Source organism: Rehaibacterium terrae, from assembly GCF_014202935.1.
Classification (GTDB): domain Bacteria; phylum Pseudomonadota; class Gammaproteobacteria; order Xanthomonadales; family Xanthomonadaceae; genus Rehaibacterium; species Rehaibacterium terrae.
This window is the reverse complement of sequence record NZ_JACHHX010000016.1, coordinates 1-12,891: the sequence shown is the minus strand read 5'-3', so window position 1 is coordinate 12,891 and position 12,891 is coordinate 1. Positions and strand designations below refer to the sequence as shown.

Below are 12,891 nucleotides of genomic sequence, written 5' to 3'. Positions count from 1 at the left end.
CATGGATGCCGTGATCCGCTGCGAAAAGCTGGGCAAGACCTACGCCGAGGGCAACCTGCGCACGCCGGTGTTCGCCGACCTGGAGCTGAGCGTCGCGCGCGGCGAGACGGTCGCCATCGTCGGCGCCTCCGGCGCCGGCAAGAGCACGCTGCTGCACCTGCTCGGCGGGCTGGATGCGCCCACCGAGGGCGAAGTGTTCGTCGCCGGCCGCTCGATGTCGAAACTCGGTGATCGCGCCCGCGGCGAGCTGCGCAACCAGGCCCTGGGCTTCATCTACCAGTTCCACCATCTGCTGCCGGAGTTCACCGCACTGGAGAACGTGATGATGCCGCTGCTGATCGCCGGTCGGCCGGTGGCGCAGGCGGCGGCGAAGGCGCGCGGCCTGCTCGAGCGGGTCGGCCTTGGCGCACGCCTGGACCACAAGCCGGGCGAGCTGTCCGGCGGCGAGCGCCAGCGTGCGGCAGTGGCGCGGGCACTGGTCAACGATCCGGCCTGCGTGCTCGGTGACGAGCCGACCGGCAATCTCGATGAGCGCACCGCGGCCACGGTGTTCGAGCTGATGCTCGAACTCAACCGCGAGCAGGGCACCAGTCTGGTGCTGGTGACCCACGACCGCCGCCTGGCGCGCCGGCTCGACCGCACGCTGGAGCTGACCGGCGGCAGGCTGCACCCGCTGACGCCCGACGAGGTGTAAGCGGGTGTTCGCAGGCTGGCGCAAGGATCGCGCCGCGGGCCCGGAAGCGCCCGCCCCGGCCGTCGCGCCGTTCGGTCTGGCGGTGGCCGCCGCGCTCGCGCTGGGCGTGCTTGTGGTCATGCGCCTGGCCGAATTGCCGGCGACCGGTTGGCTGGTCCTGTTCTGCATCGCCGGCACGGCCGCCTGGCTGTGCCCGCGTCCGCGTTGGCTGCGTCCGGCCGGTGCGCTGGCGTTCGGTTTCGGCTGGGCCGCGCTGGCCGGCCAGCACGCGCTCGACACGCGGTTGCCGCCCGAGCTGGCGGGGATGGATCTGCGCCTCACCGTGACGTTGGCCGGCCTGCCCGACGTACGGCCGGGCCTGACCCGTCTGGATGCCCGCGTGATCGCCGGCGAAGGCGAGGCGGCCGTCCTCGCCGGCCGCCGTCTGCGCCTGAGCTGGTATGGCCGCGCGCCGGAATTCGCGCCCGGCGAGCAGTGGGCGCTCACCGTGCGCCTGCGGCGGCCGCGCGGGGTGCTCAATCCCGGCGGCTTCGACTTCGAGCGCCGTGCGCTGGAACGGCGCCTGGCCGCCACCGGCTACGTGCGCGCGCCGCAAAGCGCGCAGCGCCTGCGCGAGGCGGGCGGGCTGGATGCCTGGCGGGCCGGCATGGCGACACGGATCGACGCCGCCGGCGACTCGCCCTCGCTGCGCTTCGTCCGCGCCTTGGCGCTGGGCGACACCCGCGGCCTGGGCGAGCGCGACTGGGAGGTGCTGCGTGCCACCGGCCTCAGCCACCTGCTGGCCATCTCCGGTTTCCATGTCGGTGTGGTGGCGGGCTTTGCCGCCCTGCTGGCACGCGCGCTGTACTGGCTGTGGCCGCCGCTGGGCCTGCGCCTGCCACGGCCGCAGGGCGCGGCGGTGCTCGCCTTGTGCGCCGCCGTCGGCTACGCCGCCGCGGCCGGCTTCGCGCTGCCGACGCTGCGCGCCACGCTGATGATCGCCGCCGCCCTGCTGGCGCGGCTGCTGCGCCGGGCGCATTCGACCGCGCAGTCGCTGGCGCTGGCGCTGATCGCGCTGCTGTTGGCCGATCCGCTGGCCGTGCTCGGCGCCGGCTTCTGGTTGAGCTTCCTCGGTGTGGCCTGGCTGCTGTGGTGCCTGCCGCGCGACGGCGACGCCGGTTATCTGCGCGCCCTGGTGAATGCGCAGGGCGTGGCCGCGCTCGGCCTGCTGCCGCTGACGGTGTGGTTTTTCGGCCAGGCTTCGTTGGCCGGGCCGCTGGTCAATTTGGCCGGGATCCCCTGGATCACCCTGCTGGTGGTGCCGCTGGCCCTGCTCGGCCTGCTGTTCGAGCTGCTGCACGCCGGCCTCGGGCTGTGGCCATGGCGGCTGGCGGCCGGGGCGATGGATCTGTTCTGGCCGTGGCTGGAACGGGTGGCCGACCTGCGCGGCGCGCTGGTGTGGCTGCCGGAACCGAGCCTGGCTGCGCTGCTGCTGGCGCTGGCCGGTGCGTTCTGGCTGCTGCTGCCGCGGGGGCTGCCGGCCAAGCCGCTGGCGCTGCTGCTGTTCCTGCCGCTGCTGTGGCCGGCGCGTGAGCGGATGGAGCCGGGCGAGTTCGAGCTGACGATGATCGACGTGGGGCAGGGCAGCGCGCTGCTGGTGCGCACGGCCGGGCATGTGCTCCTCTACGACGCGGGACCGGCCTATGCCGGTGGCCTGGACATGGGCGAGGCCGCCGTGGTGCCGGCGCTGCGCGCGACCGGGGTGGCGCGGCTGGACGCGGTGGTGGTCAGCCATGGCGACAGCGACCACGCCGGCGGTCTGGGTGCCGTCCGTCGCGCCTACGCGCCCGCGCGGGTGCTGGCGCCGGCCGGCTGGCGCGACGGCGAAACCTCGCCCTGCCTGGCCGACGAGGGGTGGGAATGGGACGGCGTGCGTTTCGAGTTCCTGCACCCGCCGCCGCATTTCCCCTATCTGGGCAACGAGGCCAGTTGCGTGCTGCGGGTCGCGGGGCCGCACGGCTCGGCCCTGCTGCCGGGCGACATCGGCGTGGTGATCGAGCAGCGCCTGCTGCGCGAGCGCCCGGACCTGTTGCCGGCCGATGTGCTGGTGGTGCCGCACCACGGCAGCCGCGGCTCGTCCTCGGCGGCCTTCGTCGAGGCGGTGGCCCCGCGCTACGCGCTGTATGGCATCGGTCACCGCAACCGCTTCGACTTCCCGCGGCCCGAGGTGGTGGCCCGTTACGATGCGGTTGGCGCGGAACGGCTGGACAGCGCCGCCGATGGCCATGTCCGGCTGCGCGTGGACGCGCAGGGGGTGCGGGTGGTCGAGCGGGCACGGACGGCGCGGCGACGGTTCTGGCATGAGCCGGCCGGCTGAGCGCGTGCGGATTCTCCCTGCGCCCGGCCCGCCCTGGGGCCATGCAGAGCCGGTCGTGGATGGTCTCGCGGGGGGCCGGGCTGAGCGTCGGGGTCGGCTTGCGGCTATCCTATCGGCCATCGGAAGTATCGAGGACCGCACGTGCTGGAATTGCTGTTCGCCGGCGGCTGGGTGATGTGGCCGATCCTGGCGCTGTCCGCCATCGCCATGGCCATCATCGTCGAGCGTTTCTGGACCCTGCGTCGCAGGGCGGTGATCCCGGCGGGCCTGGGCGACGAGGTGCGCGCCTGGGCGGCCCGCCGTCAGCTCGACCCGGCCCATATCGAGGCGCTGCGCCGCAATTCGCCGCTGGGCGAACTGCTGGCGGCGGCGCTCGACGTGCGCCAGCGCCCGCGCGAGCAGGTCAAGGAGCGCATCGAGGACGTCGGTCGCCACGTCGTCCATTCGCTGGAGCGCTTCCTCAACACCCTGGGCACCATCGCCGGCGTGGCGCCGCTGCTCGGCCTGCTCGGCACCGTGGTCGGCATGATCCGGATGTTCCTCAACATCCTCGATCACGGCGTCGGCGATGCCAGCCGGCTGGCCGGCGGCATCGGCGAGGCGCTGATCAGCACCGCGGCCGGCTTGCTGGTGGCGATCCCGGCGCTGATGTTCTACCGCTATTTCCGTGGCCGCGTGCAGGAGTACGTGGTGGAGATGGAGAAACAGGCGATCGCGCTGCTCGACACCCTGCACGGCGAGACCCGCGTCGCGCCCGTGCCGCCCAAGCCGGCCACGCCGTCGCGTGCGCAGCGGGGTACCGCATGAGGCTGGACAGCGGCCGGCTGCGCGACGAGCCGGAGATCAGCCTCACTTCCCTGATCGACGTGGTGTTCACGCTGATCATCTTCTTCGTGGTGACGACCACCTTCGATGCGCGCTCGGCGCTCAAGCTGCAGCTGCCGCGCGCCGACGCGCCGCCCACGCTGGAGCAGCCGCAGACGCTCACGATCACGGTCGACGTCGAGGGCCGCTACTACGTCGGCAACGAGGAGGTGCTGCGGCGCGACGCGGCCGCGCTGCGCGAAGCCGTGCGGCGCGTGGCCGGCGATGATCGCGACCGGCCGGTGATGGTCCGTGCCGATGCGCGCACGCCGCACCAGGCGGTGGTCACCGCGATCGATGTGCTCGGCCAGCTCGGCTTCCGCCAGATCGCCATCCCCACCGCGCCGGAGGAGACCCGATGAGTCCCGGCGTGAGCGCCGACGGCTGGCGCATCTACCGCCGCCTGCTGGGTTATGCCGGGCGCTACTGGTACCTGCTGCTGGCGGCGGCGATCGGCATGGTCGTCGAGGCGGCCGCGGCCGGCGCGTTCACCCTGCTGATGCGGCCGATGGTCGACGAGGCCTTCGTGGCGCGCAACCCGGAGGTCCGGTTGGCGCTGCCGCTGTCGGTGCTCGGCCTGTTCATCATTCGCGGCCTGGCCACCTTCGCCACCGACTACGGCATGGCCCGTGCCGGCCGCAGCGTGGTGCGCGACCTGCGCGAGGCGCTGCTGCTCAAGTATCTGCGGCTGCCGAGCGCGCGTTTCGATGCCGAGCCGGTGCCGGCATTGGTGTCGCGGCTCAATTACGACACCGAGCAGGTCAGCCAGGCCAGCGCCGAGGCGCTCAAGGTGATCATCACCGACACCCTCACCATTGCCATCCTGATCGCCGTCATGCTCAGCCAGAGCGTGCGGGTGACGCTGGCGATGATCGTGGTGGTGCCGCTGATCGTCGCCATCTCCGGCTACGTCTCGCGCCGCTACCGGCGCATCAACCTCGGCATCCAGGACGGCGTCGCGCAGATGGCGCAGAGCGCCGAACAGACCCTGGCCGCGCAGCAGGAGGTCAAGGTTTACGGCGGTCAGGCCGAGGAAGCCTCACGCTACTCGGCGCTGGCCAACCGCAACCTCTATCTCAACATCAAGGTCGAGACCACGCGCGCCGCGGCGTCGTCGGTGGTGCAGTTCCTGGCCGCGCTGGCGTTGGCGGTGATCCTGTTCGTCGCCGGTCGCGAGGCGATCAAGGGCCGCATGACCGCCGGCCAGTTCGTCTCGCTGATGACGGCGATGATGGCGCTGCTGCCCTCGCTCAAGCGCATCACCAATGTGCAGAGCGCGATCCAGCGCGGCATCGCCGCCTCCGAGCGGCTGTTCTCGGTGCTCGATGCGCCCGAGGAGCGCGATACCGGCAGCCGGCCGCTGGCGCGCGCGCGTGGCGAGATCGAGTTCCGCGACGTGCGGCTGAACTACCCCGGCCAGCAACGGCCGGCGCTGGACGGGGTCAGCTTCATCGCCCGGCCCGGTACGGTGACCGCCGTGGTCGGCCGCTCCGGCAGCGGCAAGTCCACCCTGGTGCGGCTGATCCCGCGCTTCTACGAGCCTGATGCCGGGCAGATCCTGCTCGACGGCGTGCCGCTGCAGGAGTACCGGTTGGCCGACCTGCGCCGGCAGATCGCCCTGGTGGGACAGAAGGTGATGCTGTTCGACGACACCGTCGCCGCCAACATCGCCTACGGCGCGCAGAGCCAGGCCACGCCCGAGGCGATCCGCCGCGCTGCCGAGGCCGCCAATGCGCTGGAATTCATCGAGCGCCTGCCGCAGGGCTTCGACACCCGCATCGGCGAGAACGGCGCACTGCTGTCGGGCGGCCAGCGCCAGCGCCTGGCCATCGCCCGCGCCTTCCTCAAGGACGCGCCGATCCTGATCCTGGACGAGGCCACCGCCGCGCTCGACAGCGAATCCGAGCGGCTGGTGCAGGACGCGTTGGCGCACCTGATCCCGGACCGCACCACGCTGGTGATCGCCCATCGTCTGTCCACCGTCGAGCATGCCGACCAGGTGCTGGTGCTCGACCAGGGGCGGATCGTCGAACAGGGCACCCATGCCGAGCTGCTGGCCCGCGACGGCCTGTACTCGCACCTGTACCGCCTGCAGTTCCGGGAGACCGAAGGGGCGTGAACGGACTGGTCGATCGGCTGCAGCGCCGCTGGTACGGCGGTGAGGCGCCGGGGATCGGCCTGCGCCTGCTGGCGGCGATCCACGCCGCGCTGAGCGCACTGCGCCGCGCCGCCTACCTGCGCGGCTGGCTGCGTGTGCAGCGGTTGCCGGTGCCGGTGGTGGTGGTCGGCAACCTCACCGTCGGCGGCGCCGGCAAGACGCCCTTGATCGTCGCGCTAGGCGAGCGCCTGCGCGATGCCGGCTGGCGGCCCGGCGTGGTCAGCCGTGGCTACGGCCGGCGCGGACGCGAGCCGCTCACCGTCGAGGCCGACACGCCGGCGACCGACGCCGGCGACGAGCCCTGCCTGATCGCCCGGCGTACCGGCCTGCCGGTGCGGGTCGATGCCGACCGCGTGCGGGCTGCGCGGGCGCTGGTCGATGCCGGCTGCGACCTGATCCTGGCCGACGACGGCCTGCAGCATTACCGGCTCGGCCGCGACGTCGAGATCGAGGTGCTCGACGGCGTCCGCCGCTACGGCAATGGCCGACTGCTGCCGGCTGGCCCTTTGCGCGAGCGGCCCGGCGACCGCCCCCCCTGTGATTTCCGTGTCGTCAACGGCGGCGAGCCGCGCGACGACGAATGGCTGATGCTGCCGCGCCTGCTCGATGCCCGTGCGCTGGCCGGCGACCGCGTCCTGCCGCTGAGCGCCTTCGCCGGCCGTCGCGTGCACGCCGTGGCCGGCATCGGCCACCCCGCCCGCTTCTTCGAGGCCCTGCGTCGGCTCGGCATCGAGCTGGTCGAGCATGCCTTTCTCGACCATCATGTCTTCGCCCCGCACGAGCTGGATTTCGACGAGCCGCTGCCGCTGCTGATGACCGAGAAGGATGCGGTGAAGTGCCGCGACTTCGCGCTGCCGGATGCCTGGGTGGTGCCGGTCGAGGCCGAGCTGCCGGACGCCTTCTACGAGGCGCTGCTGGCCCGGCTGGACGGTTTGCGGACAGCCCCGGCAGGAGCGGCGTGAGCGAGCCGCGAGCGGCCGCCACGGCCGGGCCGGGTCACGGTCGCGGCTTGCGCCCTCAGCCGGCGGCAGACGAGCACACGCTTCCTGCCATGCAGACCTTCGACTTCGGAATGACTGGATGACCCCATCCCTCGACTTCATCGTCGCCATCCCCGCCCGCTACGGCGCCAGCCGCCTGCCGGGCAAGCCGCTGCGCCCGCTCGCCGGCGAGCCGATGGTGCTGCATGTCGCCCGCCGCGCCCTGGCCGCCGGCGCGCGCGAGGTGGTGGTCGCCACCGACGACGCCCGCGTCGCCGAGGCCGTGGCCGGGCAGGGCGTCACCGTCTGCATGACCCGCGCCGACCACGTCTCCGGCACCGACCGGCTCGCCGAATGCGCCCAGGCGCTGGGGTGGGACGAGGCGCAGATCGTGGTGAACCTGCAGGGCGACGAGCCGTTCGCGCCGCCCGAGGGCATCCGCTGCGTGGCCGAGACGCTGGCGGCCAGCGCCGCGCCGATGGCGACGCTGGCGGCGCCGGTCGACGACAGCGAAGCGCTGTTCGACCCCAATGTGGTCAAACTGGTGCGTGACGCCGACGGGCTGGCGCTGTACTTCAGCCGCGCGCCGATCCCCTGGCACCGCGACCGCTTCGCCGTCGACCGGCTGAGCCTGCCCGGCGGCGGCTGGCTGCGCCACATCGGCATCTACGCCTACCGCGCCGGCTTCCTGCGCCGGTTCGCGGCGATGCCGCCGGGCTGGCTGGAACGGGTCGAGTCGCTGGAGCAACTGCGTGTGCTGGAAGCCGGCCAGCGCATCGCGGTGGCGCTGACGCCCGTGCCGTTCCCGCCCGGCGTCGATACCGAGGCCGATCTGGCCCGGGCCGAGGCGCGGATCGTTGCTGATAAAAAGCTTTAGGGAACCTCTGATCAATTCAGAGGTTCCGCCGGCCAGGGATGGCCGGCTCGCGAATCAAGCACGCAAGTGCTTGATTCGTCGAAGCCGCGTCCGGACATGCGCCGGACGCGGCGTGGGCTGGCAAGTCCAGGATGGACTTGTTCAGATCTTCCCTAGATTTAATCCATATCTACATGAATGGATTGCTTTTTGTCTGTCTCGGAAACATTTGCCGCTCGCCCTTGGCCGAGGGCATCGTGCGCGCCCGGCTACAAGCGGCGGGAGTCGACGGGCAGGTCCGGATCGATTCGGCCGGGACCGGGGATTGGCACATCGGTCGGCCGCCCGACCCGCGTGCGATCGCGGTGGCGCGCCGTCACGGCATCGATATCGCCGGCCTGCGCGCACGCCAGCTCGTCGAGCGCGACTTCCACGACTTCGACTGGCTGCTCTGCGCCGACCGCCAGAACCTGGCCGTGGTGCGACGCCGTGCGCCGGCCGGCGCCCCGGCCCGCGTCAGCCTGCTGCTCGATGCGGCCGGCCTGGGCGAGTCCGCGGAGGTGCCCGATCCCTACTATGGCGACGAGGCCGACTTCGAGCAGGTCTTCGCGCTGCTCTCGGACGCCGCCGATGGTTTGCTGCAACGGCTGCGGCAGGGCGCATAATCGCGCCAGGCCCACTGGAGGCCCGTCATGACCGCCGCCGCGCTCGCTCCCGAATTCACCGACCGCCTGCACTGGATCAACGCGCCGGCGGCGACGCTGGCCGGCCAGCGCGGGCGGGTGGTGGCGATCGCGTTCTGGAGTGCCGGCTCGGCCTACAGTCACAACCTGCTCGGCGACCTGCGCCATCTGCAGGCCAAGTACCCCGACCGGCTGCGCGTGTTCGCCCTGCACGTGCCCAAATTCGAGGCCGAGCGCAGCCCGGCGCTGGTCGAGCAGGCGGTCGGCCGGCTCGGCCTGGCCTTCCCGGTCGCCAACGACCCGGACTTCGTCGCCTGGCAGCACTACGGCATCCAGGCCTGGCCCTCGGTGGCGCTGGTCGACGCGCGCGGCCAGCTGCGCGAGATCGTCGCCGGCGACATGCAGCGCGAGGCGCTCGATGCCAGCATCGCCGCCATGCTCGACGAACCCGGCGTGGTGCCGCAGGCCGAGGCCGTGGTCGTGCGCAACGCCGCCATGCGCACGGCGCTGGCCTGGCCGGCCGGCATCGCGGTGGGTGCCAAGCACCTGTACATCGCCGACAGCGGCCACCACCGCATCCTCGAATGCACCCACGACGGGCGTCTGTTGCGTGTGTTCGGCGGCGGCTTTCCGGATCTGGTGGACGGTAGCCTCGACGAGGCCGCCTTCAACGCCCCGCGCGGGCTCAGCCTGGTACGCGACACGCTCTACGTCGCCGATACCGGCAACCACGCGCTGCGGCGGATTTCGCTGCCGCGCGGCCAAGTCGACACGCTGGCCGGCAACGGCCAGCCCGGCACGCCGGTGGAGGGGCCGGTGGCCGACCCGGCGGCCGCGACGCTCGACCAGCCCTGGGCGGTGGCGGCCGCCCAGGGCCGCCTGTTCGCCGCGCTGGCCGGCAGCAACCAGATCTGGGAGTACGACCTCGGTCTCGGCGTGCTGCGGCGGCTCTGCGGCAGCGACCAGTTCGGACTCACCGACGGCGCGGCCGACGTGGCGGAATTCGCCCATCCGGCATCCCTGGCGCTGGTGCAGAAGACACTCTACGTCTGCGACGCATCGGCTTCGGCGTTGCGCAGCGTCAACATCGACAGCGGCGCAGTGCAGACGCTGGTCGGGCGTGGGCCGTTCGAATTCGGCGACCAGGACGGCAGCCGTGAAGCGGCGAGGTTGCAATACCCGCTGGCGATCGCGCTCGACCCCGACGCGCCGGTGCTGTGGGTGGCCGATGCCTACAACGACGCCCTGCGCCGCCTGAAGCTGGGCGGTGGCGGGCTCAGTCGATTCCCGTGCGATCATCCACTGCGGCGGCCGGCCGCGATCGCCGTCGCCGCGGGGGCGTTGTGGCTGGCCAACACCGATGCGCACGAGATCCTGCGCATCCAGATCGACAGCGGCCAGGCGAGCCGGCTGCCCGTGGGCGAATGAGCCAGACCGACACTTCCGCCAGCGTCTTCGACGGCAAGGCCTTCGTCCGCACCCTGACTTCCGCGCCCGGCGTGTACCGCATGTACGCCGCCGACGGCAGCGTGCTGTATGTCGGCAAGGCGTCGGCGCTGGACAAGCGCGTCGCCAGCTACTTCACCAAGGCGCTGCCGCTGCGTACCCAGCGCATGGTGTCGCAGATCGCGCGCATGGAGGTCACGGTCACCCGCACCGAGGCCGAGGCACTGCTGCTGGAAAACCAGCTCATCAAGTCGCTGCGGCCGCGCTACAACGTGCTGCTGCGCGACGACAAGAGCTACCCGTACATCCACATCACCGCCGGCGAGTGGCCGCGCATCGCCTTCCATCGCGGCAGCCGCGCCGCGCCGGGACGCTATTTCGGCCCCTACCCGAGCGCCTCGGCGGTGCGCGACGCGCTCGACCTGTTGCACAAGCTGTTCCGCCTGCGCGGCTGCGAGGACTCGGTGTTCCGCAACCGCAGCCGTCCCTGCCTGCAGTACCAGATCGGCCGCTGCTCGGCGCCCTGCGTGGGACTGGTCTCGCGCGAGGACTATCACGACAGCGTGCGCCGCGCCGGCCTGCTGCTCGACGGCCGCGGCGAGGAGCTGCTTGGCGAGCTCGGCGCGGCCATGGAACAGGCCAGCGCCGCGCTGCGCTTCGAGGACGCCGCCCGCCTGCGCGACCTGATCGCCGACCTGCGCCGGCTGCAGGCGCGCCAGTACGTCGAGGGCGGCCAGGCCGAGATGGACGTGCTCGCCTGCGTGGTCGAGCAGGGCAGCGCCTGCGTGCTGCTGCTGTGCTTCCGCAACGGCATGAACCTCGGCACCCGCGCCTTCTTTCCGCGCACCAACGGCGCCGACGCGCCCGAGGAAGTGCTCGGCGCCTTCCTCTCGCAGTACTACCTGGCGCAGCGTCCGCCGCGCGAGATCGTGCTCAGCCACGCCGTGCCCGACGCCGAACTGCTTGCCGCCGCGCTGAGCGAGCAGGCCGGTCGCCGTGTCGAACTGAAGACCGCGGTACGCGGCGAGCGCGCCCGCTACCTCGACCTGGCCATGCGCAATGCGCAACTGGCACTCGCCACCGAGAGGCAGAGCAGCGCCAACCAGCGCGCCCGGCTCGACGCCCTGCAGGCGCTGCTCGGCCTGGAATCGCCGCCCGGGCGGCTGGAGTGCTTCGACATCAGCCACACCCTGGGCGAGGCCACCGTGGCCTCCTGCGTGGTGTTCGACGGCGAAGGCCCGGTGCGCGGCCAGTACCGCCGCTACAACATCGTCGGCATCACGCCCGGAGACGACTACGCCGCCATGCGCCAGGCGCTGGAGCGGCGCTTCCGGCGCGCCGCCGAGGAGGGCGTGCTGCCCGACGTGCTGCTGATCGACGGCGGCAGGGGTCAGCTCGCGCAGGCGCGCGACGTGCTCGACGAACTGGGCGTGCGCGGCGTCGAACTGGTCGGCGTCGCCAAGGGCGAAGCGCGCCGCCCCGGCGAGGAGACGCTGATCCGGCCCGACGGCAGCGAACTGCGCCCCGGCGGCGGCTCGCCGGCCTTGCAGCTGGTCCAGCAGATCCGCGACGAGGCACACCGTTTCGCCATCACCGGCCACCGCGGCAAGCGCCAGAAGCTGCGCGAAACCAGCCGGCTGGAGGACATTCCCGGCATCGGCCCGCGCCGACGCGCTAAGCTGTTGAAGCATTTCGGCGGGCTGGCCGGGCTGCGCGCCGCGGGCGTCGAGGAGATCGCCCGCGTCGACGGCGTCAACGCCGCGCTCGCCGAAAGGATCTATGCCGCACTGCACGGCCTGGACAGTCCGGGCGCGACCGCAGGGCAGGGAGGCACCCGATGACCTTGACCATTCCCACCGTGCTCACGCTGTTCCGGATCGCCCTGATCCCGGTGCTCGTGCTGGTGTGGTACCTGGACTATTCCTGGACCAACTTCGCCGCCGCCTTCATCTTCACCATCGGCGCGATCACCGACTGGCTGGACGGCTGGATCGCGCGCCGCTTCGGGATGTATTCGGCCTTCGGTGCCTTCCTTGATCCGGTCGCGGACAAGCTGGCGGTGACGGTGGCGCTGTTCCTGATCGTGCAGAAGCACCCGACGCTGTTCATGGCGATCCTGGCGGCGATCATCGTCGGCCGCGAGATCACCATCTCGGCGCTGCGCGAGTGGATGGCCGAGATCGGCGAGCGCGGCCGGGTCAAGGTCGCCTGGGTCGGCAAGATCAAGACCATCGTGCAGATGGTCGCGCTGATCCTGCTGCTGTACTTCGCGCCGATCCCGCTGGCTGGCGGCGAGTACCTGTTCCCGACCTTCCGGGTCGGCGAGGTGCTGCTGGCGGTGGCCGCCTTCCTCACCCTGTGGTCGGGCTGGAACTACCTGGTCGCGGCCTGGCCGGCCATGCGCGGCGAAAAAAGTACGTGACGGGGTGTTGACAGCCCTCGAAGCATCCGTAAAATTCCCGTTCTCTTCCGCGGGAATAGCTCAGTTGGTAGAGCACGACCTTGCCAAGGTCGGGGTCGCGAGTTCGAGTCTCGTTTCCCGCTCCATCTTCAAGAACAAAACCTCGGTCCGCCGGGGTTTTGTTTTTTCAGCCGGACGAAGCTACGCTTCCCCGGCGCGCCGCCGAACAAGGCCTGGTGGCAGAGTGGTCATGCAGCGGCCTGCAAAGCCGTGTACGCCGGTTCGATTCCGACCCAGGCCTCCAACGCAAACGACAAGCCGCGCCCGCTGCGCGGCTTTTTCGTCGGCCCTGCAAAACGCACGAACTCCGCAGCGGGCTTGGCTTGGCCCCCCTTGGACGACTGCGCGAATCCCCGGAAAATCACACCGTCGTTGCCAATTCCTGAGAGTTTT

General features: G+C 71.7%; 11 protein-coding genes and 2 tRNA genes. All 13 read left to right on the top strand.

Annotated features, from left to right (window positions below):
- Position 1: 1 nt before the first annotated feature.
- The 13 genes from lolD (at position 2) to HNQ58_RS10455 (ending at position 12,742) form a co-directional block, all read left to right on the top strand.
- Positions 2-694: a lipoprotein-releasing ABC transporter ATP-binding protein LolD gene (lolD, locus tag HNQ58_RS10515; protein WP_183948879.1), complete on the top strand. Its 693-nt coding sequence runs from the start codon at positions 2-4 to the stop codon at positions 692-694.
- A 4-nt stretch (positions 695-698) separates the two neighbouring features.
- Positions 699-3,050, top strand: coding sequence for a DNA internalization-related competence protein ComEC/Rec2 (locus tag HNQ58_RS10510; protein WP_343057284.1), 2,352 nt, complete (start codon positions 699-701; stop codon positions 3,048-3,050).
- 141 nt (positions 3,051-3,191) lie between these two features.
- Positions 3,192-3,857 carry a MotA/TolQ/ExbB proton channel family protein gene (locus tag HNQ58_RS10505; RefSeq protein ID WP_183948878.1) on the top strand — a complete coding sequence of 222 codons (666 nt, stop codon included), beginning with the start codon at positions 3,192-3,194 and terminating at the stop codon, positions 3,855-3,857.
- On the top strand, positions 3,854-4,276 hold the full coding sequence (locus HNQ58_RS10500; protein WP_183948877.1) for an ExbD/TolR family protein: 423 nt from the start codon (positions 3,854-3,856) through the stop codon (positions 4,274-4,276). The genes HNQ58_RS10505 and HNQ58_RS10500 overlap by 4 nt, the downstream gene beginning before the upstream one ends.
- A complete protein-coding gene (gene msbA / locus HNQ58_RS10495; RefSeq protein ID WP_183948876.1) occupies positions 4,273-6,033 on the top strand; it encodes a lipid A export permease/ATP-binding protein MsbA in 1,761 nt (586 codons plus the stop codon). The genes HNQ58_RS10500 and msbA overlap by 4 nt, the downstream gene beginning before the upstream one ends.
- Entirely contained in the window at positions 6,030-7,034 is a 1,005-nt protein-coding gene (lpxK, locus tag HNQ58_RS10490) for a tetraacyldisaccharide 4'-kinase (protein WP_183948875.1), read from the top strand. The genes msbA and lpxK overlap by 4 nt, the downstream gene beginning before the upstream one ends.
- Positions 7,035-7,152: 118 nt before the next feature.
- Entirely contained in the window at positions 7,153-7,929 is a 777-nt protein-coding gene (gene kdsB, locus HNQ58_RS10485) for a 3-deoxy-manno-octulosonate cytidylyltransferase (protein WP_183948874.1), read from the top strand.
- A gap of 173 nt (positions 7,930-8,102) precedes the next feature.
- Positions 8,103-8,573, top strand: coding sequence for a low molecular weight protein-tyrosine-phosphatase (locus HNQ58_RS10480; protein ID WP_183948940.1), 471 nt, complete (start codon positions 8,103-8,105; stop codon positions 8,571-8,573).
- 27 nt (positions 8,574-8,600) lie between these two features.
- A complete protein-coding gene (locus HNQ58_RS10475; RefSeq protein ID WP_183948873.1) occupies positions 8,601-10,019 on the top strand; it encodes a hypothetical protein in 1,419 nt (472 codons plus the stop codon).
- Positions 10,016-11,878 (top strand): excinuclease ABC subunit UvrC, encoded by a 1,863-nt coding sequence (gene uvrC / locus HNQ58_RS10470; protein WP_183948872.1) that lies wholly within the window; start codon positions 10,016-10,018, stop codon positions 11,876-11,878. The genes HNQ58_RS10475 and uvrC overlap by 4 nt, the downstream gene beginning before the upstream one ends.
- A complete protein-coding gene (gene pgsA, locus HNQ58_RS10465) occupies positions 11,875-12,459 on the top strand; it encodes a CDP-diacylglycerol--glycerol-3-phosphate 3-phosphatidyltransferase (protein WP_183948871.1) in 585 nt (194 codons plus the stop codon). Before uvrC ends, pgsA begins: the two co-directional genes overlap by 4 nt.
- A 49-nt stretch (positions 12,460-12,508) precedes the next feature.
- Positions 12,509-12,584, top strand: a tRNA-Gly gene (locus HNQ58_RS10460).
- Between the two features lie 84 nt (positions 12,585-12,668).
- A tRNA-Cys gene (locus HNQ58_RS10455) sits at positions 12,669-12,742 on the top strand.
- Positions 12,743-12,891: the final 149 nt, after the last annotated feature.